This is a genomic window from Clostridium perfringens (assembly GCF_016027375.1).
GTDB lineage: Bacteria > Bacillota > Clostridia > Clostridiales > Clostridiaceae > Sarcina > Sarcina perfringens.
Map to the genome: position 1 here is coordinate 2,481,127 of NZ_CP065681.1, position 18,699 is coordinate 2,499,825.

Genomic DNA, 18,699 nt, shown 5'->3' on the forward strand with positions numbered 1-18,699 from the left:
TGTCTATTCCTCATCTTCATAGATATTTAGAAAGGCCTCTTTTTCTGGATTTTCCACTACGGAATACTTATACTCTTCTCCATAAGAATCCACCCTCATTCCCTTAAAAAGTTTTCTTGTGTCAATTCTACTCTTTTCTATGAATCTATTAGCTCTTCCCTTTTTGCAAGCACCTCCAAGGACTAGCTCTACCTTTTCCCAATCTCCATAGAAATACTCCTGCACTAAAGGAATAATCTTATTTTTCATTATAGAAACAAGCTCCTCAAAAGTAAGGTCTTCTTTTAAAAAGTAAGAATGTCCAATTGTATGTTCCCTATCAAATAAATACTCTATCCTCTCATTAATCACCCTTAAAAACTCTCTTAAATTAATCCCACAAGCATCTTCAGGTAAAAGTTCTTCCTTAGGCATGTATTCAAAAAACTCAAATCTTCTTCTTAAGGCTGTGTCTAGTAAGGCTATGGATCTATCTGCTGTATTCATAGTTCCTAATATGTACAAGTTTTTTGGCACTCCAAAGCTTTCATTTGAATATGGAAGAGTAACCTTAAGCTGATTTTTCTCCCCAAGTCTCTTATCATCCTCTATTAAGGTTATAAGTTCTCCAAAGATTTTAGAAATATTTCCTCTGTTAATTTCATCTATAATAAGCACATAGTTTTTAGGACTTTTTGAAGCTTTTCTACAAAGCTTTTTAAAAATCCCATCCTTAGGAACAAATCCTGCTCCACTTTCATTGCTTCTTAAGCCTTCCACAAAATCCTCATATCCATAACTTTGATGAAATGTACAAAAGGCTATTTGTCCTTCCTCTAAAAGTTCATTAAAAATCTTAATTACTTTTTCTCTTTCCCCTTCATTCCCTATTAACTCTTTATACTTTTTAAAATCAATAATCTCTAAAGCTCTATTTATGGCATTATAAGTTTTCCCTGTTCCTGGAGGACCATATAGAATTTGATTTTTCACCTTAAGAATCTTTGGTTCTTCTAAATACTCTTCTCCATCCTCATTAATTCCTAGCTCTTCCTCCCCTGATAAGGAATACTCTCCTTCAACAGCTAAGTCATAATAAGGCTTAAGCTCCTTAACTGCATCTTCAAAAAACTCTCTTATTTCCTCTTTGCTAATTCTTTTAATATCTTCATAATATAAGGTTCTTCCTATTTGAAGTTTTAACTCTTTTCTTTCCTTAACATCCTGTATTAAAGCCCTTATATCACTTGTTTTTCCTCTCTCTAAATAACTATAATCACTATAATTATCCCAGTACTCAAATTTATCCTCATAAGGATCTAACTCCTCTAAAAATCTAAAATGTCTAACATAGTCCCCTTCATCACTTTTTAAATCCTTAGTTTCTAAAACCACCCTAAATCTAAGCTTATTTCCCTCCTCAATCTTATCTGCAAATATGGATATGCTAGTTGAAAATCCTATCTTCTCTGGCTCCTTAAGCTCAATCCAAAGATAGTTTCTAACCCTTGTAACCCTTGCAGCAACTAACCACTTTGAAGCTCCCTTTTTTTCATAAACTAAGCCCTCTTCTTTAAATAAATCCCCAATAGCTCTAAATTTACTTAAAGTCTCCTGTGCCTCTTCTCTCAAAGCTATATATTTATTCTTTTCCTCAATATTTTCCTCATTTTCAGGGTTACTATATTCTTCCCCTGCATGATTCTTTAAAAATTCTAATATACTTAAATAATCCTCTTTTGTAAGACACTTAACTTCCTTAGTAACTTCATTCTTTATCTTATCCATATAAAAACACATTCTATGTAATTTTCAATTTGTAAATAATCCATCTATGCAACATTCTATCTATGTGTTCCATAATTTTATATCCTATCTTTATCTTAATCTATAAACTTCTTTTTTAACATCTTATCTGTAAAAAGCATAAACTTATATTTTCTTTTTAGATACTTAAAATTCTCTCTTTATCTTATAAATAATTTACCCCAAATAAAAATTCTTATCTTATAAATAAATATAAAAAAAGAGAATGAAAAATTCAATTCTCTTTTAAAATTATTTTCTGTTTTTAGTACATTCCCTTACCTTGCATTATTAAAATAATAACTAGTATTAAGCTATACATTGATTTATCTGAAAAGAAAAAGAATATTAAACTTATTATGGTATATCTTAAAGCTAATTTCTTATTGTACTTAAAGTAAATTATACTAAGTATAAATATAATTACATTTAAAATCATTAAGCAATCTATTATTAAGTTCAAATTCTCATAAAGTGTTGTAAAGTTAAAAAATATAAATGCTGTACAAATAAATTCTATTATTAAGCCTATAAATATTACTCTATCAATATTTATTTCAACGCTACCTTTTCCCATTACTAATTTCTCCATAATAAATATAATTATTTTTCTTTATTTTCAATAAATACAGCTATAACCCCACAAAAAATAGCACCGACTATTGAAATCCAAAGAGCAGTATTCATTTGAAATTCCCCCCCATAAAATTAATCTATATATTTAATCATATTCTTAAGACAATTTAACCTTTCTATTAATAACCTTCATTCTGTGTGAAACCTCCCCCTCTAACTCTATGCTTCCTATTTGCTCTAGAGTATTTTCATCATATATAAATAACTTTGAATCTCTAGTTAATATAAATAAGTAACCATCCAAACTCTCTATATAACTTATATCCTTTACATCATCAACTAATTTTTCAAACTCAAGTGTCTCCTTATTAAAAATAAGAAAACCATTATTCTTATTATGAATTTTTCCATTTAATACATACTCATATTTCTCATTGCCATAAAAGCTACCATTCATATCATAAGGAACCTCTTTTCTCTCCTTGATCTCCCCATGACTGTCCATGACAATAATTTCATTTTTATTTAAATCTCCACTTTCTTTTAAAGTTATATTAGTAAATATTACATTATTCCCTTTAGAATCTCCACATAGGGCATTAACAACATTGCATATTGGTTCTTTACTAATTACTCTTCCTTCTAAAGTTTTTCTATTTATGGCATATAAACTTCTGTCCTGTGCATCTAAAAAACCTAACTTCTTAGCCCCTTCTAGGCTTAGAACTATTTCTTTTTCTCCCACATAATAATCTCTAATATATCCCTTTAAATAAATTTCTTTAATTACTTCCTTGCTATTTGTATCAATCACCTTTAGCTTTAATCCTTGAGAATCTTCATGTTGAACAGTAATATTCTGCTCAAGGAAAATCCTATTATTTTCCCTGTCACTTATTACTGTCTGTGGATTTCTTATATCATCAAACTCTATCTCATCCTCTAACTTTCCCTCATTAAAAATTAAGAGTCTATTTGCATTCTTGGGATTTTCTATATCAGAGGAATAAGGAACATATATCTTTCCACTAGAGTCCTTCTCAATAAATAAAAAGTTAGCTGAATCATACTTTACATTGATATTATCTATCTTCGAGTAATTTATATTTCCCTTCTGAATATTACTAATTTGAATTAATCCTAATCCCTCACCATTAGTTATATAAATATCATATAATGAATCTTTAGAATAACTCTTATCAATATTTTTACCTTTTGTATAAATCCCCACTTGCTTCTTAATACTTGGTCCTATAGCTATTAAAAACACTATTATAAGTGCAGCTATAAACACTTCTTTTTTATGTTTCATAATTCCCCCTTACTTAAGTATTTTTTAATAATCCTAAACTCTTCTCCCTACAAATATTCCATTAAGTCTATATAAAAGTTTTAAGGAAGTATTTTAAAAATAATTAAACTTTCTTAATTTCATTTAGCACACCTTCTTATGTATATTCTACCATTTTTTTTATAAATTCACCACTCACTTTATCAATACAAATTTTTTATACTAAATAAAAAAGCTTCTATCAAAATTTAAATTATAAAACCTCTAAAAACATATTAATAAAGTCTTATACTTACTAAATTCTGATACAAGCTCTTTGATATATTAATCAAATATTCTATTTAATTATGCTAAAAAATACTTCTTCCTTCTTTACCTGCTAGTAGTGTTCCTTGATGAAAAGACATCTTCCACTTTCCATTTTCCTCTGTCCACAAAGAACTACGAAGGGAATATCTCTTTCTCTCATCTAACTCATCATGTTTTATTACCCTGTAAGTGGCTAAAATACAATTCTCTGCAACCTTCTTCACCTTAAAATTTAATATTTCCCAATCTAATGTTCTCTCATCCTCTTCATCTTGAAAAACATCTCCACATTTATAATGATATTCACTTCCTGAACTACTAAATTCAACAAAATCATTTGATAATATTTCATTTATTTTCTCTGCTGACTTTCTCACTTCAGACTTTATTAAATCATTCTCTAGCTGAAATATTTGTTCCTTAATAGAATCCATACTACCACCTCATCTTAAGATCTAATTACTCATAATTATTTTAAAAGCCAATCCCTTTTTATTACTGTTATTAATAAAAAAAACAATTTATCCCTCTAAATATATCTCTATTAATATTTTAGATAGAAAATATTACAAAATTAAGACAACGAAAAAATATAAGCAGTTATAAGACAAACTTTTAATTCATCCTACAACTGCTTAATTCTCTTTCTGAAAATATTAACTTTTAGTTAGCTCATAAAATTATTATGTCGAGTAATAATTTTGTATGTATTAGGCAGATAATATTAAGCTACCTAAAAATTAAATCTCTCAATAAAATTTACTACTCTTACATTATATACCATAAAACTTTATTTTAAAATAGTAATTATCAATAAATATAAATTATTACAAGTTTTTTCTTCTGAAACAACCATTTTCTTATAACATATTATCAATAAATATATTATAAACAGTAATTATCTTTTCTCTCTAAGCCTCCTTGTAAAATCCATTATTCCTAACACCATAAAAATTTTAGCTTTTATAAATAATATGTAATCCCATTGATACTATCAGTTATTCCCTAATTAATTCTATAAATAGCTAAGCTATTTTCCCCTAAACATTATGCATATAATTAGTTTATATTCCATATATTATCTCATCTAGGTTCTTTCCCAAGCTAAAAATTATGAAACTTGCAGCAATACTTAAAAATAAAATTAAGGATTTATCATAAGGCTTATTAAATTTAGATATAAGATCTTTATTATCTCCACAAAGAAAAGTAAGGGTTTGTAATAAAAACTTATTAAACTTATTTTTATATACTTTATATATTAACCTCCATTTAAAAGAGAATTTATAATAATATCTTCTTAACCCTTGCTATGTAAGTTTCTTTAATAAGAAAATTTAAGGAAAAGTTTATCACAAAAGCTCATTAGACTATTTTTTATAAATTGAGGTGAATCATGAAAAAAATCATTAAACTATTTCAAGCCATACTAAACATATTTATTTTTTTAGCTCTATATTACATTTTATCCTTTATAGGATCTCTTTTATTTTTATTATTCTGCTGCTTTATAACAAAGACTTCCTTAAGACTATTACCTCCTAATTTTATTGACTCAAATTTCTTTATGATTGATGGATTTGCTTGTTTTTTAACCATGTTAGTTTATCTCCTTATATATAAATGTAAGAAATACAACAAGAACAAAATTATTAATAAACTTCCAAGAAAAGATATTCCTAAATACGCCTTAATTTCAATGGGTATGGGAGGTCTCTCTGCTCTATGGCTCATATTTGCAGATACAATATTATCCTCTATTACCCTTGTAAAAAATAGCTTGCAAAATTTTTCTCAAATATCTGAAAGCTTAAATAATGAAGCCTATATATTTATATTTTTATCTGTAATTTTATTTGGCCCAATTGTTGAGGAGTTACTTTTTAGAGGATTAATCTTTAACGAAATAGATAAGATAAAAGGAGGAGCAGCACCTATAATTCTCTCTGGTCTTTTATTTGGATTATTCCATAGGGAGCCTGTCCAAGTTGTTTATGCCTCTATATTAGGAATTATTTTAGGCTTTGTATACAGTAAAACTCGTTCTCTTCCTTTAGTTATATTCATGCATATGCTAAATAACCTAGTTGCAACCCTTCCCCCTCCACTAGCTAAGCATGAAATATTACAGTTTGTTAATGGCTTTCAAATAATTAGCATAGTTCCAATGGCCTATCTATTATACAAGCTATACAAAAAAGGCTCTTTAACAAGCTAAGCTTAATTTTAATTTAAGGTTATTTATAATTATAAATTTAAGGATATTTATGATTATTACTTTTAAGATGTTTTTCAAGTGTACATAAAAACATCTTAATTTAATGCTCAATTAAAATTCCTTTATTAATAATAAAAACTTTTTAAATAACCTTAATTCCTAAAAGTACAACTCTTTAAAAAATTTTAAGCACTAACAATCAAATAATAAGACTTATATATAGATTCTTAAATTAACACAATAATATATTTACAATCATTTTTTAAGTCCAAACATATTTAAAAGAAGTTCTACCTCTAACCCCAAAAGTTTATTTTAGTAAATATTATTAAATACTATTAATTATTAGTTTATAATATATTTATAATACTTAATTTTGGAGGATAAGAAATGAAATATTTTATTGTTGAAGGTATATTAAAAGATTCAGATAAGATTAATGAAGATATAATGAAAAACATATGGCCTATACTCAAAAGGCAATGGATGAAGGAATGATCTTAGTCTCTGGACTTAAATCAGACATGAGTGGAGGTATATTTGTTATTAAATCAGAATCTGTAGAAAAATTAAAATCCTACTTATCAAAGGAACCATTTAAACTTTATGGAATTCAAGATTATAAATTTGTAGAGTTTAATGCTCACTATTTTAATCCATCTCCAAGTGAATGGTTTAAATAACCTTTTAAACAAAACTTTTAAAAAAAGAGTGTTTTAAATTACATAAATATATAACTTAAAATACTCTTTTTATTATTTAACTTTATATTTTAGCCTCTCTTTTAATTTCTCTTTAATTTTTTTAGCCCTTTAAAATATTCCAAAACCTTATACAAGATTACAACTTATTAAATAAACACTTTTAAATAAGTTAAAAGTTAAGCAAATTATATTATATAAAATCATTAATAAATTTAAAAAGCCTAAGTTTTTAAAATCTTAAGCTTTTTTATAACTAAAATTAACTCATTAAACCTGTAGCACTTTTTCAATTAATCATTTTATTAAATATCCTCTTTAATAGAAAAATTATTGAGGCTTAAATTATAAATATTTATAATTAAATTAAAAAAGTCTTTCTTAATACTTATAGTATTTTTTCATAAATAATATAATTGTTATTATCTACACTTAGAAGTCATTCATTAACATAGGTAGTATTTCATCAACTTCAAATATTTCTTCTGTCTCAAATATCTCTTGTAGATTTTCTATATTTTCATCTGAATGTTCAATATCTTTAGAGTAAATACGGCTAACCTCTACCATATCTTCCTCTGTAAATTCATTATTATTATCTATAAACCTTACTACAGCCAGTTCCTTAATCATTAATGTACTTATTATGGCTAGCTTTATCTTAGCTGAGACATCATAGTCAAAAATAGCTTTCATGAAATATCTAAATATAAAGTATACAAGTATGTTTTTAAACTTATATAAGTTTTCTTTGTAATACTCATTAAACTCCTTGTGCTTTCTTAAATAAAACTCTTCATTTCCTTCAAAATACTTTAATGCTTTTTCTAGTCCTAAAGGATCATTTGAATTTATATGTTTTATACTCTTATAAATCTTTAAATATTCACATAGATTTTTATGTTTTATGCTTTCTTTTCCTTTAAAACCTTCTAGTTCCTTTATAAGTGTATTTATGAAATTTTCATCCCTATACTCTTCCATAAGCTCTGGGATTTCATCCATATCCCCTAAATCTATCTTGTTTTGAACCTCTTTAACAAATTCAAGAGCTAAAGCTACCTTTGTTCCTAAATCTAAATCGTTTCTTTCTATAATCTTAAATACAATATTCCTACACTCTAAAAACTCTGAAAGAACCTCTTCATCAATGCCCTCATCAAAGTAGTCTTCATCCTCAGTTAAGCTATCCACTTCACTATTATTACCTTCAATATCTTCACTATTTTTTAAATCAAGGCACTGTCTATTTTCACTTTCACTTAAGTTAAAAGACTCTCTATTTTCATTATCTTTTGAGTTAGAACACTCACCTAAAGTACAATTTGATGAATTTATATTTTCACATGATAAGCTTAAATCATATTCCAACTCTTTTTGTGTCTTACTTTCACACTTATCCTCTTCACTTAAATTAAAAGTAGTGTTTTCAGCCTTTCTTAAAATAATTCTTGCAGCCTCTGGACATGATAAAGATAGTCCTACTTCTTTTAAATCTAAAAATTCTTCAGTATATCTAGGAAATTGCTGACAAGTATAACAAAGATGATTCTCTCCAAGATTAATATAAATCTCACACATCTTTTTTTCATTTAAGAAGGAACAGTTTCCATTATTTAAAAGGAAAATATTTTCCCCATCACTTTTAACTATCTTACTTCTTAGGATTTCTCCAAATTCACCCTCCACATTTTCATAACGCTTATGGGTTTCATCATCAATAACAATTTCCCATCCAGCACAACAAGTATCTTCGCACTCTGATGCTATACATTTAAACTCATTAAAATAATTTGGTACTCTTACTTTCATCTTTTTCCTCACAGTTTATAATAATTCTAAGTCTCACCTTTTAATTATATCAAAAAATATAAGTCCTTTGTTTAATACCTTGTATTTTAAAACTTTTAGAGTTCAATCCTTCTACATCATCCTAACTGTTAAAGAAGGCTAATTATCTTTAATAACTTCTCTAGAAATTATTACTTTATTAAAGATTCTCTGAAATATAAAATTTTTTCACTCCCATTTCCTTTCTTTAAAAACTATTATTTTATTAAAATCTCCTTAAATTAAAGCTATTAAACTTAAACCTTCTTAAAGTTATAAAAACTAAAATTTTATAGAAAACTCCAAAAACAATTATATTTACATTATTCCATAGTAAAGAATTTCAAATACTGTTATAATTTATTTGAAAAACTTCTATAATTTTCAATATAGAAGTTTTTAATAGTTAGGTTTCTAAAGCTATTTATATGAAAAATAACTTTTAAATTAATGGGTAAATATGAATTTATGGAGGAGATTATATTTATGTGTAACAAAAACAATACCTTTGAAAAGAATCTAGATATAAGCCATAAACCAGAACCACTAATACTATTTAACAAGGATAATAACACATGGAATTCAAAGTATTTTAGAATTCCCAATATACAATTATTAAATGATGGTACAATTTTAACTTTTTCAGATATTCGTTATAATGGTCCTGATGACCATGCTTATATAGACATAGCTTCTGCACGCAGCACTGATTTTGGAAAGACATGGAGCTATGACATAGCAATGAAAAACAATCGTATTGACTCTACTTATTCTCGTGTAATGGACTCCACAACAGTTATTACAAATACAGGTAGAATAATATTAATTGCAGGCTCATGGAATACAAATGGAAACTGGGCAATGACTACTTCTGCAAGAAGGAGTGATTGGTCTGTCCAAATGATTTATTCTGATGATAATGGATTAACTTGGTCTAATAAAATAGATTTAACTAAGGACTCCTCAAAAGTAAAAAATCAACCAAGTAATACAATTGGATGGCTAGGGGGAGTTGGCTCAGGTATTGTAATGGATGATGGAACAATAGTTATGCCAGCACAAATTTCCTTAAGAGAAAATAATGAAAATAACTATTATTCATTAATTATCTATTCAAAGGATAATGGTGAAACATGGACAATGGGAAATAAGGTTCCTAATTCAAACACTTCTGAAAATATGGTCATAGAATTAGATGGAGCTTTAATTATGAGTACAAGATATGATTACTCTGGTTATAGGGCAGCATACATCTCTCACGATTTAGGAAGCACCTGGGAAATATATGAACCTTTAAACGGTAAAGTTTTAACTGGTAAGGGCTCTGGATGCCAAGGTTCCTTTATTAAGGCTACTACTTCAAATGGACATAGAATAGGATTAATTTCAGCACCTAAAAACACTAAAGGTGAATATATAAGAGACAATATTGCTGTTTATATGATTGACTTTGATGATTTATCTAAAGGAGTTCATGAAATATGTATTCCTTACCCTAAAGATGGTAACAAATTAGGCGGTGGCTATTCTTGTCTATCATTTAAAAATAACCATCTAGGCATTGTTTATGAAGCCAATGGAAATATAGAATATCAAGACTTAACACCTTATTACTCACTAATTAATAAACAATAATAAAATTCTACATTATACTAAAACAAATCAAAGTAATTAATAGAATGCCACAAAATTTGAGACTAGAAGAAAATTTATATAAAAATAAAATTTCTCTAGTCTCATCTCATACTAAAATATTTCTGATTTCTCTAGAACTAATTAAAATAAAAATCTCATATTTGAGTAGGCTATGATTAGGTTTCATATTTGAAATTTTATTATATAACTTAACATTTTAGTCCTTAAAATATTCAGTTACATCAAAATAAATTTTATCAACTACTAACATATTACTTTCAAATTTATACTCTATTTTTATATTAACAAGATAATTCCAAAAGAAAATATCTCCACCTACAATTGCCTTAAGCTTTTCATTGTAAACTTCATATATTAAAAAATCTCTAAAAAATAACGTATCACCAAAGTTCTTTTTATTGTTTTGATCATTATATAATTCATTTAATTTTTTACTGCTAATGACAGACTCTTTTCCATTTATATTAATATAGACCTTAACACTATTTTCATCTTTATATACTTTTGTTTTAACATTTTTAGATATAATATCAAACGGATTCTGTACCTTAATTTCTTCCAAAGTCTCTTCCTTGAATATATGTACTTCTTGAGTATTTATTCCTGTGCCATGTCCTGTGGTTATTATTATAACTAATTCTTTTTTTCCATCATTATTAATATCAGTTAGTATCAACTCAGGTCTAAAAGATAATCCTGAATCAACAATCCAATTAAATCTTTTCTTTTTACCTTTAACATTAAGAAGTATATCTTCATATACACTCTTTCCCTCATCAGAATCTAAAGCATATAAATATATCTCTTCATTAGGTATTTCTGAAAGTAATACTTGATTTTTTGAATTAGCTATATCTAAGGCATAACTAACTTTACTATGCATAATATTATTTATTAAAAGTAAAATAATAATGCTAATTATTACCATTTTATACCTTCTCATAATAATCACCTCAAAATATTTTTTGTAATACTTAACTAAATTATTCTAAATTTTCTTTAATACAAACACTCTAAAAAAACTTAAACAATTTAATAAAATTAAGCTTTTAATATCTTCCTAAAATTTAAATGTATTTTATTAATTTATAAAAGTCCACCGAGGAAAATATTGTAATTTATGTTATAATATTATTATTAAGCAAATGTAAATTGTGAATTATTAAAAGAGGATGGAATAAATTATAGAATCTCTATATTTTATGCTAAAAAGAACTTTTTTACAAAATATAGATGAAGTTTTAAGAATAAGCGTACCTATATATTTATGTATACTAAAACTTACTTTAAATGATTGGAGAGATTACTTATGCCACAGTTAGGTTGTTTAGCACGATTTTTCAATAGATATAAGGATGAATTTAAATTTGCAAAAGAAAATAATTTTGACTTTATGCAATTATGGTATGACAATAGGGGATTATGCTTACATGAAGATGATAAAGATTTTATTAACACTATAAATAAATATAACTTTCCTACTATTATTCATGCCGTTTTAAACATAAATGAATTTGAAGAGCACATACCCAAACTATTAGATATCCTAAATAAATTAAATCACAAAGAACTAATAATCCATCCAATATGTGAAAATGAAGATATAGACGAAGAAACCTTAAACAAATTAAACCTAAATATTAAATACGCTTTAAATATACTTAAACCACATGGAATTAATCTTTTTCTAGAAAACAATAGTAAACTTGATCCAATTTTTACAACTACTGATGAAATTCAAAAGATATTTAGCCAAAATGCTGATTTAGAATTCTTATTAGATATTGCTCATATAGATAATATTAATCACTTACAAGATCTAATTAATATTAAATATCCTAAAATTCTTCATATTGCAGATAGACATTTTGATGTTATTCATGAGCATTTACCTATAGGACATGGAGAAATAGACTTCCAGCATATATTTAGTAAGCTGTTGCCTCAATATAATGGAAAAATAATATTAGAAATAGTAAATAAAGATTCAGATATAATAAACTCTAAGAATTTAATCCAAAACTTTCTTAATACACCAAATAAATAATAAACCATATTTATCTTATTTAAAACAAGAACATAGTGTACATAATATACACTAAGTTCTTGTTTTAAGTTAAACTTAATTTAATATAACATTAATTCACATTGAAAATATCAACATAAATTCCAGTAAAATCCAATCAAAAATGGAGCAAAAGTTTTTTGCTCCATTTTAATTTATATTACTATATAATTTCAATTTTTTCTTTCAAAATGATTTCCTGTATTTGCATATATTATTGTAAATATTATTGAAACTATTAATATAACAGTTCCGATATTAAATAGTATCTTCATCATAAAAATATCACTTAAGGTAAATAATGTTATACAAAAAGCAATTATAAACATAAGTTTACCCATAAATTTACATAAAGACATAACATCATATTTTGCCTTTTTTTCCTTGGTCATAGTATTAAATCCTGCTATTAAAAATGACCATTTACCTAAGGAGAACATTATTCCTAATAAAATAAATAAAGCAATCATCAATATCTTCATACTCATAAAATCACCTCATAAATTAGATTTCTATCTTCATTCCATCATAAGCAAACTCTATTCCATCTAATCCTTTCTCAAGCTCAACATAGTCATCATAGGATTTTCCCCAATCCTCTTCTAAGTGAGTTATTATCACCCTCTTAATATTATATTTATTTTTCAATTCTTCAATGTCACCTATAGTAAATAATTCATCTCTTAAAGGGTTATCTTCTTTCAAAATAAAACCATCCTTTAATACTTCCCCTACAATGGTATTTCCTATAATTAAACAATCTGCATTCAGAAAGAGTTTGCTTTCTGGAAATGGCTTAACATCGCAAGGTGCATATATTAATTTCTTTCCTTCCTTTTCAAAAACAAATACTGTTGCATGATTTACTTTAATAAAACTCACTTTTATATTTTTAATAAATATATAGTCCTCTACACTTTTTCTCTTAATAAGATTTCTCACATTTTCGTAATAATCTAAATAAGAGCCAAACTTAAATCCTATTGAATTTATATCTTTCATAACATCTTCTAATGCAAATACTTCTATTGGGTTTTCACAATTCTTACCACAAGATAATTCTAACCAATTTAGCCTAAGATGTTCAAAAACTCTCATTCCTAAAGTATGATCTGGATCAACATGACTAAATAAAACTCTATCAATCTCTTTGATATCACAATAATTTATTCCATAAGTAATATCTTCAGGAGTATCAACTAAAAGATTTATATCATCTAAAAACAAGCTACAACCACATCTTGAATAAGATCTTCCCTTACTCCTTGCCTCTTTACATACCTCACAATTACATAATGGCTTAGGTAATGAAACACAGCCTCCGCTTCCAACTATTCTAAATTTCATATTTCTCACTCCATATACTCAAAATAATTAATAAATTTATAACATTAACTTTTTCCATTTTCTTATCTTTGTTCTGAATGTACCAAAAGGAGCTACTGTATTGACATGAATAAACTTATATACTTCCCAGACTGCTGTTTTTGTGGCTTCATCTGCCCATATTCTTTGATGTGGTTTAAATAATTCATCATTTGACATAGAATCTATCATTTTATATATATTTTCTATATTTTCAGCTAAAAGAAGCTTTAATTGTGATAATGAAAGAAATGCATATTCTTCATTAAACCAATTGTATAAATCCCCTAATTGATTCCACTTAAATTTATCCGATGGAGTTTTTACTTTTAAACCAGCTTTTTCATCCTTTTCCCAATTCAAAATTAAAGTTGTCCATCCAATTTGATATGCAAGATTTTCAGCAGGTGTTCTATCAACCTCTTCACACCTTGAATCTTTTAAATCATTTGGTATATTATCAAATTCAGCAATATACTTTTTATAATACTTGTCAATTTCTTTTTTTAATTCTTCTTTACTCTCATATGTTCTCAATGCTAACTCCACCTTTACAAATTTTATTTAATTGATTGGTTATTTAATACACAAATAACTTTAATCTTAATAAGATTACTCTAATTTTAATTGATATTATATCCCCCTAAAATTTCATTTAGAAACGATTACTTATATTTGCATAGATTATTACAAACATTATTGAAACTATTAAATTATTTTCTATAAATCAAAATTTATCTAAAAGGCTCACTTAATATATTATAAATTTCAGTATGAAAATCACCCTTTACTCTTTTTAAAAATTCATCAGTATTTTTAGGAGTTGTTTCATAGGCTAACCTTAATAACTTATTTATTGTATCTAACCCATACCTTTCGTAAATTTTATCAAATAACAAAACTCCTCCAAAGTGTGCTGTTATAGGTCTTGATCCATCCTCTGGTTTCATTATAGGATATTCCTCAAAGGCTTTTCTTGCATATTGAATTTGTTCGTTATATAAATCATTCTTACCAATACTTAATATATATGATAAACTACTCCATTCAGCTCCAGTTTCATTAAGCCAATCATCATATGTTGTAACAGAATATCCCATATGCCATGCATGAGCCAATTCATGTCCTAAAAATGAATATATAAACTTATCATTATCCTCTAAGCAGGGTAATACAATAAATCCCTCTCTAAAATATCCACCACTATTTTCTATACCAGTAGAAATTAATTGTAGCTTATTATTTTCCTTTTCTCCTAATATTCTTTTATAATATTCATTTATCTTATGTAACTCTCCAACTATTTTATTTATATATCCTAATTCGCTTTCCCTTCCAGAATATATTTTTATGAAATCACATTCTGAGGAAAATACTTTATCCTTATTAAAGGCTCTTATATTGCAATCAAAGGGTATTTTATTATTAAATATCCAGAAATCCTTTTCTTTTACTGCATCTAATACTATAAAATTCTCTAAACCTTTTATAATTACTTTAATATCATCAAATAAAAAATCATCTAAAATTGGATACCAAGCACAATAAAATGATAATAAAACTTTTTCATCACTGCATTCAGTACAAAATCCATAGGGTTTTCCCCTGTATCTTAAAGTAAAATTATCAGTTTCTTCCTTTAAAATATATTTATTGCACTTGCCAATAAAATTAGGTTCCATAAGTTCTGTGTCATATTCAGCAGAAGAATATAACATATTAAAAGAGTCTTTTAATGCAAAACTAAGCTTCATTTCTTTTTCTAATGTCACTTTTGCTTCTACTTCAATTGTGTCCCCATCTACAATTAATAACAATTCACATCTATTCATTGTATTTCCCCCTATCTTACACCATAAATTTTCTTACTTTATCCTATAAAACATAACTTATTCTAACATTAATAAAAGTATAAATAAAACTCTTCTCATAATTTTCTTTAAAATAAACTACGGTATAAAACAAGTTATGCCTTACAAACTTTTATTCACCATTAATTAATCAAAATTAAATAATTCTTTAACCTTAATGAAAATATTTGAAATTAAGTAATTAAAAACTATTATATACAACCTACAAAATACTGTAAATAATTAATTTAAATGTTAATTATCTTTTTCACTAATATAAGCAATCATCCCAATTTATGATAAGATAATATTATAGAAATATATATTAGGAGGGTAATATGTATAATTTTCTAATAGCTGGACATACAAAGTATGGTTTAAAGAAAGATACGCTTTGTAAATCTGTATTGAAATGTGACGATGAAGCAATTAAAGAAAATGTTATTATAGCTCCTTGGTGGGAGCCAACTATATTTAAAGACATTGAATCTGAATTAATTGTGGATACTTCTATTAAGATATGGAATTGTAAGTTATTTGATAAAAATATTACATATATAAAAACTGGAATTGGGGCAAGTGTCTGTACTGATGTAATATTAGCCTTAGGAAACTCTAATTGTAAGAAGATTATATTTATTGGTTCTGTTGGTGCTTTAGATGAGAAAATAAATATTGGTGATATTATTATACCTACCTTATCAGTATGTGGTGATGGGGTATGCAGATACCTAGAAAAAGACTTAACAAAAGATTGTTTTGGTGAAAAATACTATCCAGATACTAAGCTTAATAAAATTCTAATTAAGAATACAGAAAAAATATGCAAAGATAATAATATTAGCTATCATATAGTACCCAATTTTAGTGTAGATACTATATTTGCTCAATTTGCACATTTAGATTATATAATGAAATTAGGTTGTAAAAGTATTGAAATGGAGACTGCTGCTGCTTTTAAAGCTTGTTCAATTTGCAATATACCAATAGCAGCTATTTTTAATGTCTCTGATAATTCAATAAAAAATAAATCAATATATAATGGGAAAACTGAAAGTGAACTAAAATATAGAAAAAAAGTCAGAAATGAAATTATTCCCAAAATCATATACAGCCTACTTTAAGATTAATTATTCCCTAGTTAAAATCAAAACTCACTTAAAATGAATTCTTATAAACTAAATAAAGATTTAAGCAAAAAAAAAGATTTAAAGCTTACTCTGCTCTAAATCTTTTTCATTCTAACATATACATAATAATTCTCTTTTCTAATCCTATTTATATTGTCCATCTGTCTTTATTATTTTAAGTCCTCTTTTTCGTCATATCCTAAAAATGTTACCTTAACTAATACTCTCACTAAATCCATGGCCTTTTTCATAATGTTATCTCTCCTTTTAATTCTTTATTTTTAAGTTTCTATTTTTTTCTTAAGTTTCAACTATTTTACTAGCTTGTACACTTTTTCTATTATCTTAAATCTTCCTTTTCGTTATATCCTAAAAATGTTACCTTAACTAATATTCTTACTAAATCCATTGCTTTTTTCATAATCTATTCTCTCCTTTTGTATATCTTAATTTATTTTCTTGTTTGTTTCTCTCAACCCTTGACTTAATTATATATTCTTAAGTAAAAATCTCATATTTAATTAGATTACACTTATATTACATATTTGAAAGGTATGCTGTAAGCAATGTCATACTTTTAATCACTATAAAACTCTATATTTGCCCAATTATTCATAAAATATTGCCAGTTTTACACATGTAATTGAAAATTTTAAAAATTAATGCAAGAATATATTTAATAATCTTAAAAAAAGGAGCTTTTATATGAAAGACGAAAAGATTAATATAAAATACCAAAATAAAGTTAATTTAATTTTTATCATATTAGTAACAATATCATTTTTATTATACCGATTCGGTTTTGATAGAAATGGTAATCTATTATCCTTAAACTACATATTAATGTATTTTGTAGTTTTAGTATTAGTTATATCTAGCTTAAAAAATTTCATTAGAGGAAAAACTAAAAATAAAAACAATTAAGAAGTTTATATTTCTATAATATTCTAAAAATCTTTTAGTAGATTTCTTTATAAAATACATAAAAAACTCAGTAATAACTGAGTTTCTTCTAAATATTATTTTAAATAAGATGCTCAAATCTTAAATTATAATCATTTATTTTTATACTTTTCAATAACCCATCCTTTTAAAATATCACCATAAATACCTTGCTTACTTATAATATTCAATATAAAAACTTACTACTATAAGCAACAATATCTTTTACACAAGTATTATCGTCATATAAACTAAGAATAATATTATTATGACCACTAAATTCTTTAACCAATCTATTACCTATAGCTTTTTCAATTTCATCTAGCTTAGAATTATTAACACTATATTTTATATAATTTATATCTTTTCCATCAAACTCAAGAGTAATATAATACATATCACCTTCAAATCCAAAATATATAAATTTTAAAATATCTGGAGTTTTCCTTATAATATTGTCCATAAACTCACATAATGGTAGTCTATAAAAATAACTGCCTACCTCTATAATCATATCAACATTTAAACCTAAATCTTTCTTATAGGAGATTGTTTCAGTAACCTTTTTATCATCCTTATATAATAATAAAACAATTGAGTCATTATATAATTCTTTTCCTAAGTAATTCCCTTTATATCTCTCAATTAACTTTAATCCAGGAGAATCATTAATTATCTGGCTTTTAGATACTATAATATTCTTTCCATCAAAATCATAATCATAATAATATTGAATTTCATCTAATGTTTCTATTATTACACTTGTATTAAAACTCTTTTTGCTAAGAATACTATCCATTAAATCACATAAAGGGAGTTTATAGTCTATAACTCCCTTTGAATTAATATGAACTGGTGCAAATACTCTTGAACTCCTACTATGATACTTTGAAGATTTTCTATCTTTCATAAATTCACCTTTTATTAATAATCTATAGTAAAATTATATGAATATTTATTGGGATATATATCATTTAGATA

16 protein-coding genes and 1 pseudogene are annotated in these 18,699 nt (G+C 25.8%); 5 read left to right on the forward strand and 12 right to left on the reverse strand.

The features are described 5' to 3' along the window. Positions 1 to 3 precede the first annotated feature (3 nt). The 5 genes from I6G60_RS11720 to I6G60_RS11740 form a co-directional block, all read right to left on the reverse strand. A complete protein-coding gene (locus I6G60_RS11720) occupies positions 4 to 1,767 on the reverse strand; it encodes an McrB family protein (RefSeq protein ID WP_197925378.1) in 1,764 nt (587 codons plus the stop codon). Positions 1,768 to 2,050: 283 nt separating this feature from the next. After that, the gene (locus I6G60_RS11725; protein WP_003480670.1) at positions 2,051 to 2,362 is read right to left on the reverse strand and encodes a hypothetical protein; all 312 of its coding nucleotides are present in this window, start codon (positions 2,360 to 2,362) and stop codon (positions 2,051 to 2,053) included. Positions 2,363 to 2,518: 156 nt separating this feature from the next. Further along, complete coding sequence (locus tag I6G60_RS11730; RefSeq protein ID WP_142420563.1) at positions 2,519 to 3,673, reverse strand: hypothetical protein; 1,155 nt, start codon at positions 3,671 to 3,673, stop codon at positions 2,519 to 2,521. Between the two features lie 329 nt (positions 3,674 to 4,002). Continuing rightward, a complete protein-coding gene (locus I6G60_RS11735; RefSeq protein WP_003454100.1) occupies positions 4,003 to 4,395 on the reverse strand; it encodes a nuclear transport factor 2 family protein in 393 nt (130 codons plus the stop codon). Positions 4,396 to 5,419: 1,024 nt separating this feature from the next. Beyond that, positions 5,420 to 5,560 carry a hypothetical protein gene (locus I6G60_RS11740; protein ID WP_003453981.1) on the reverse strand — a complete coding sequence of 47 codons (141 nt, stop codon included), beginning with the start codon at positions 5,558 to 5,560 and terminating at the stop codon, positions 5,420 to 5,422. A 106-nt stretch (positions 5,561 to 5,666) separates the two neighbouring features. Between I6G60_RS11740 and I6G60_RS11745 the strand changes: the two genes are divergently transcribed. Together I6G60_RS11745 and I6G60_RS11750 are read left to right on the forward strand one after the other, a co-directional pair. Further along, positions 5,667 to 6,179: a CPBP family intramembrane glutamic endopeptidase gene (locus tag I6G60_RS11745; RefSeq protein WP_242950361.1), complete on the forward strand. Its 513-nt coding sequence runs from the start codon at positions 5,667 to 5,669 to the stop codon at positions 6,177 to 6,179. 390 nt (positions 6,180 to 6,569) lie between these two features. Beyond that, positions 6,570 to 6,862, forward strand: a pseudogene (locus I6G60_RS11750) (YciI family protein). A gap of 450 nt (positions 6,863 to 7,312) precedes the next feature. On the opposite strand, the gene fliB reads toward I6G60_RS11750, so the two are convergent. Further along, positions 7,313 to 8,692 carry a flagellin lysine-N-methylase gene (gene fliB / locus I6G60_RS11755; RefSeq protein WP_197925379.1) on the reverse strand — a complete coding sequence of 460 codons (1,380 nt, stop codon included), beginning with the start codon at positions 8,690 to 8,692 and terminating at the stop codon, positions 7,313 to 7,315. 504 nt (positions 8,693 to 9,196) lie between these two features. Between fliB and nanH the strand changes: the two genes are divergently transcribed. Next, positions 9,197 to 10,345 (forward strand): exo-alpha-sialidase NanH, encoded by a 1,149-nt coding sequence (gene nanH, locus I6G60_RS11760; RefSeq protein WP_004457133.1) that lies wholly within the window; start codon positions 9,197 to 9,199, stop codon positions 10,343 to 10,345. A gap of 217 nt (positions 10,346 to 10,562) precedes the next feature. Here the strand turns inward: nanH and I6G60_RS11765 are convergent, their stop codons facing one another. Further along, the gene (locus I6G60_RS11765) at positions 10,563 to 11,309 is read right to left on the reverse strand and encodes a hypothetical protein (RefSeq protein WP_004457310.1); all 747 of its coding nucleotides are present in this window, start codon (positions 11,307 to 11,309) and stop codon (positions 10,563 to 10,565) included. Between the two features lie 366 nt (positions 11,310 to 11,675). Between I6G60_RS11765 and I6G60_RS11770 the strand changes: the two genes are divergently transcribed. Further along, positions 11,676 to 12,413, forward strand: coding sequence for a TIM barrel protein (locus I6G60_RS11770; RefSeq protein ID WP_004457215.1), 738 nt, complete (start codon positions 11,676 to 11,678; stop codon positions 12,411 to 12,413). 191 nt (positions 12,414 to 12,604) lie between these two features. Here the strand turns inward: I6G60_RS11770 and I6G60_RS11775 are convergent, their stop codons facing one another. The 4 genes from I6G60_RS11775 to I6G60_RS11790 form a co-directional block, all read right to left on the reverse strand. Next, positions 12,605 to 12,913: a DUF3784 domain-containing protein gene (locus tag I6G60_RS11775; protein WP_003474355.1), complete on the reverse strand. Its 309-nt coding sequence runs from the start codon at positions 12,911 to 12,913 to the stop codon at positions 12,605 to 12,607. Between the two features lie 22 nt (positions 12,914 to 12,935). Beyond that, positions 12,936 to 13,778, reverse strand: coding sequence for an MBL fold metallo-hydrolase (locus I6G60_RS11780; protein ID WP_004457245.1), 843 nt, complete (start codon positions 13,776 to 13,778; stop codon positions 12,936 to 12,938). Positions 13,779 to 13,814: 36 nt separating this feature from the next. Further along, positions 13,815 to 14,333, reverse strand: coding sequence for a ClbS/DfsB family four-helix bundle protein (locus I6G60_RS11785; protein ID WP_011590490.1), 519 nt, complete (start codon positions 14,331 to 14,333; stop codon positions 13,815 to 13,817). A 197-nt stretch (positions 14,334 to 14,530) separates the two neighbouring features. Further along, a complete protein-coding gene (locus I6G60_RS11790) occupies positions 14,531 to 15,628 on the reverse strand; it encodes a hypothetical protein (RefSeq protein ID WP_197925380.1) in 1,098 nt (365 codons plus the stop codon). 356 nt (positions 15,629 to 15,984) lie between these two features. Here I6G60_RS11790 and I6G60_RS11795 point away from each other — a divergent pair, with 356 nt between their 5' ends. Beyond that, positions 15,985 to 16,770, forward strand: a complete 786-nt coding sequence (locus I6G60_RS11795) for a phosphorylase family protein (protein ID WP_003477359.1) — start codon at positions 15,985 to 15,987, stop codon at positions 16,768 to 16,770. A 1,135-nt stretch (positions 16,771 to 17,905) separates the two neighbouring features. Here I6G60_RS11795 and I6G60_RS11800 read toward each other — a convergent pair. Beyond that, positions 17,906 to 18,628: a hypothetical protein gene (locus I6G60_RS11800; RefSeq protein WP_003477280.1), complete on the reverse strand. Its 723-nt coding sequence runs from the start codon at positions 18,626 to 18,628 to the stop codon at positions 17,906 to 17,908. Positions 18,629 to 18,699 lie beyond the last annotated feature (71 nt).

Excerpts from the sequence above, each read along its gene's own strand:
- I6G60_RS11780 (WP_004457245.1), bottom strand. The coding sequence starts at position 13,778 with ATGAAATTTAGAATAGTTGGAAGCGGAGGCTGTGTTTCATTACCTAAG.
- I6G60_RS11790 (WP_197925380.1), bottom strand. The coding sequence starts at position 15,628 with ATGAATAGATGTGAATTGTTATTAATTGTAGATGGGGACACAATTGAA.
- I6G60_RS11800 (WP_003477280.1), bottom strand. The coding sequence starts at position 18,628 with ATGAAAGATAGAAAATCTTCAAAGTATCATAGTAGGAGTTCAAGAGTA.
- I6G60_RS11770 (WP_004457215.1), top strand. The coding sequence starts at position 11,676 with ATGCCACAGTTAGGTTGTTTAGCACGATTTTTCAATAGATATAAGGAT.
- I6G60_RS11795 (WP_003477359.1), top strand. The coding sequence starts at position 15,985 with ATGTATAATTTTCTAATAGCTGGACATACAAAGTATGGTTTAAAGAAA.
- I6G60_RS11745 (WP_242950361.1), top strand. The coding sequence starts at position 5,667 with ATGGGAGGTCTCTCTGCTCTATGGCTCATATTTGCAGATACAATATTA.
- I6G60_RS11725 (WP_003480670.1), bottom strand. The coding sequence starts at position 2,362 with ATGGGAAAAGGTAGCGTTGAAATAAATATTGATAGAGTAATATTTATA.
- I6G60_RS11740 (WP_003453981.1), bottom strand. The coding sequence starts at position 5,560 with ATGGTTAAAAAACAAGCAAATCCATCAATCATAAAGAAATTTGAGTCA.
- I6G60_RS11730 (WP_142420563.1), bottom strand. The coding sequence starts at position 3,673 with ATGAAACATAAAAAAGAAGTGTTTATAGCTGCACTTATAATAGTGTTT.
- I6G60_RS11775 (WP_003474355.1), bottom strand. The coding sequence starts at position 12,913 with ATGAAGATATTGATGATTGCTTTATTTATTTTATTAGGAATAATGTTC.
- I6G60_RS11720 (WP_197925378.1), bottom strand. The coding sequence starts at position 1,767 with ATGGATAAGATAAAGAATGAAGTTACTAAGGAAGTTAAGTGTCTTACA.
- I6G60_RS11735 (WP_003454100.1), bottom strand. The coding sequence starts at position 4,395 with ATGGATTCTATTAAGGAACAAATATTTCAGCTAGAGAATGATTTAATA.
- fliB (WP_197925379.1), bottom strand. The coding sequence starts at position 8,692 with ATGAAAGTAAGAGTACCAAATTATTTTAATGAGTTTAAATGTATAGCA.
- nanH (WP_004457133.1), top strand. The coding sequence starts at position 9,197 with ATGTGTAACAAAAACAATACCTTTGAAAAGAATCTAGATATAAGCCAT.
- I6G60_RS11765 (WP_004457310.1), bottom strand. The coding sequence starts at position 11,309 with ATGAGAAGGTATAAAATGGTAATAATTAGCATTATTATTTTACTTTTA.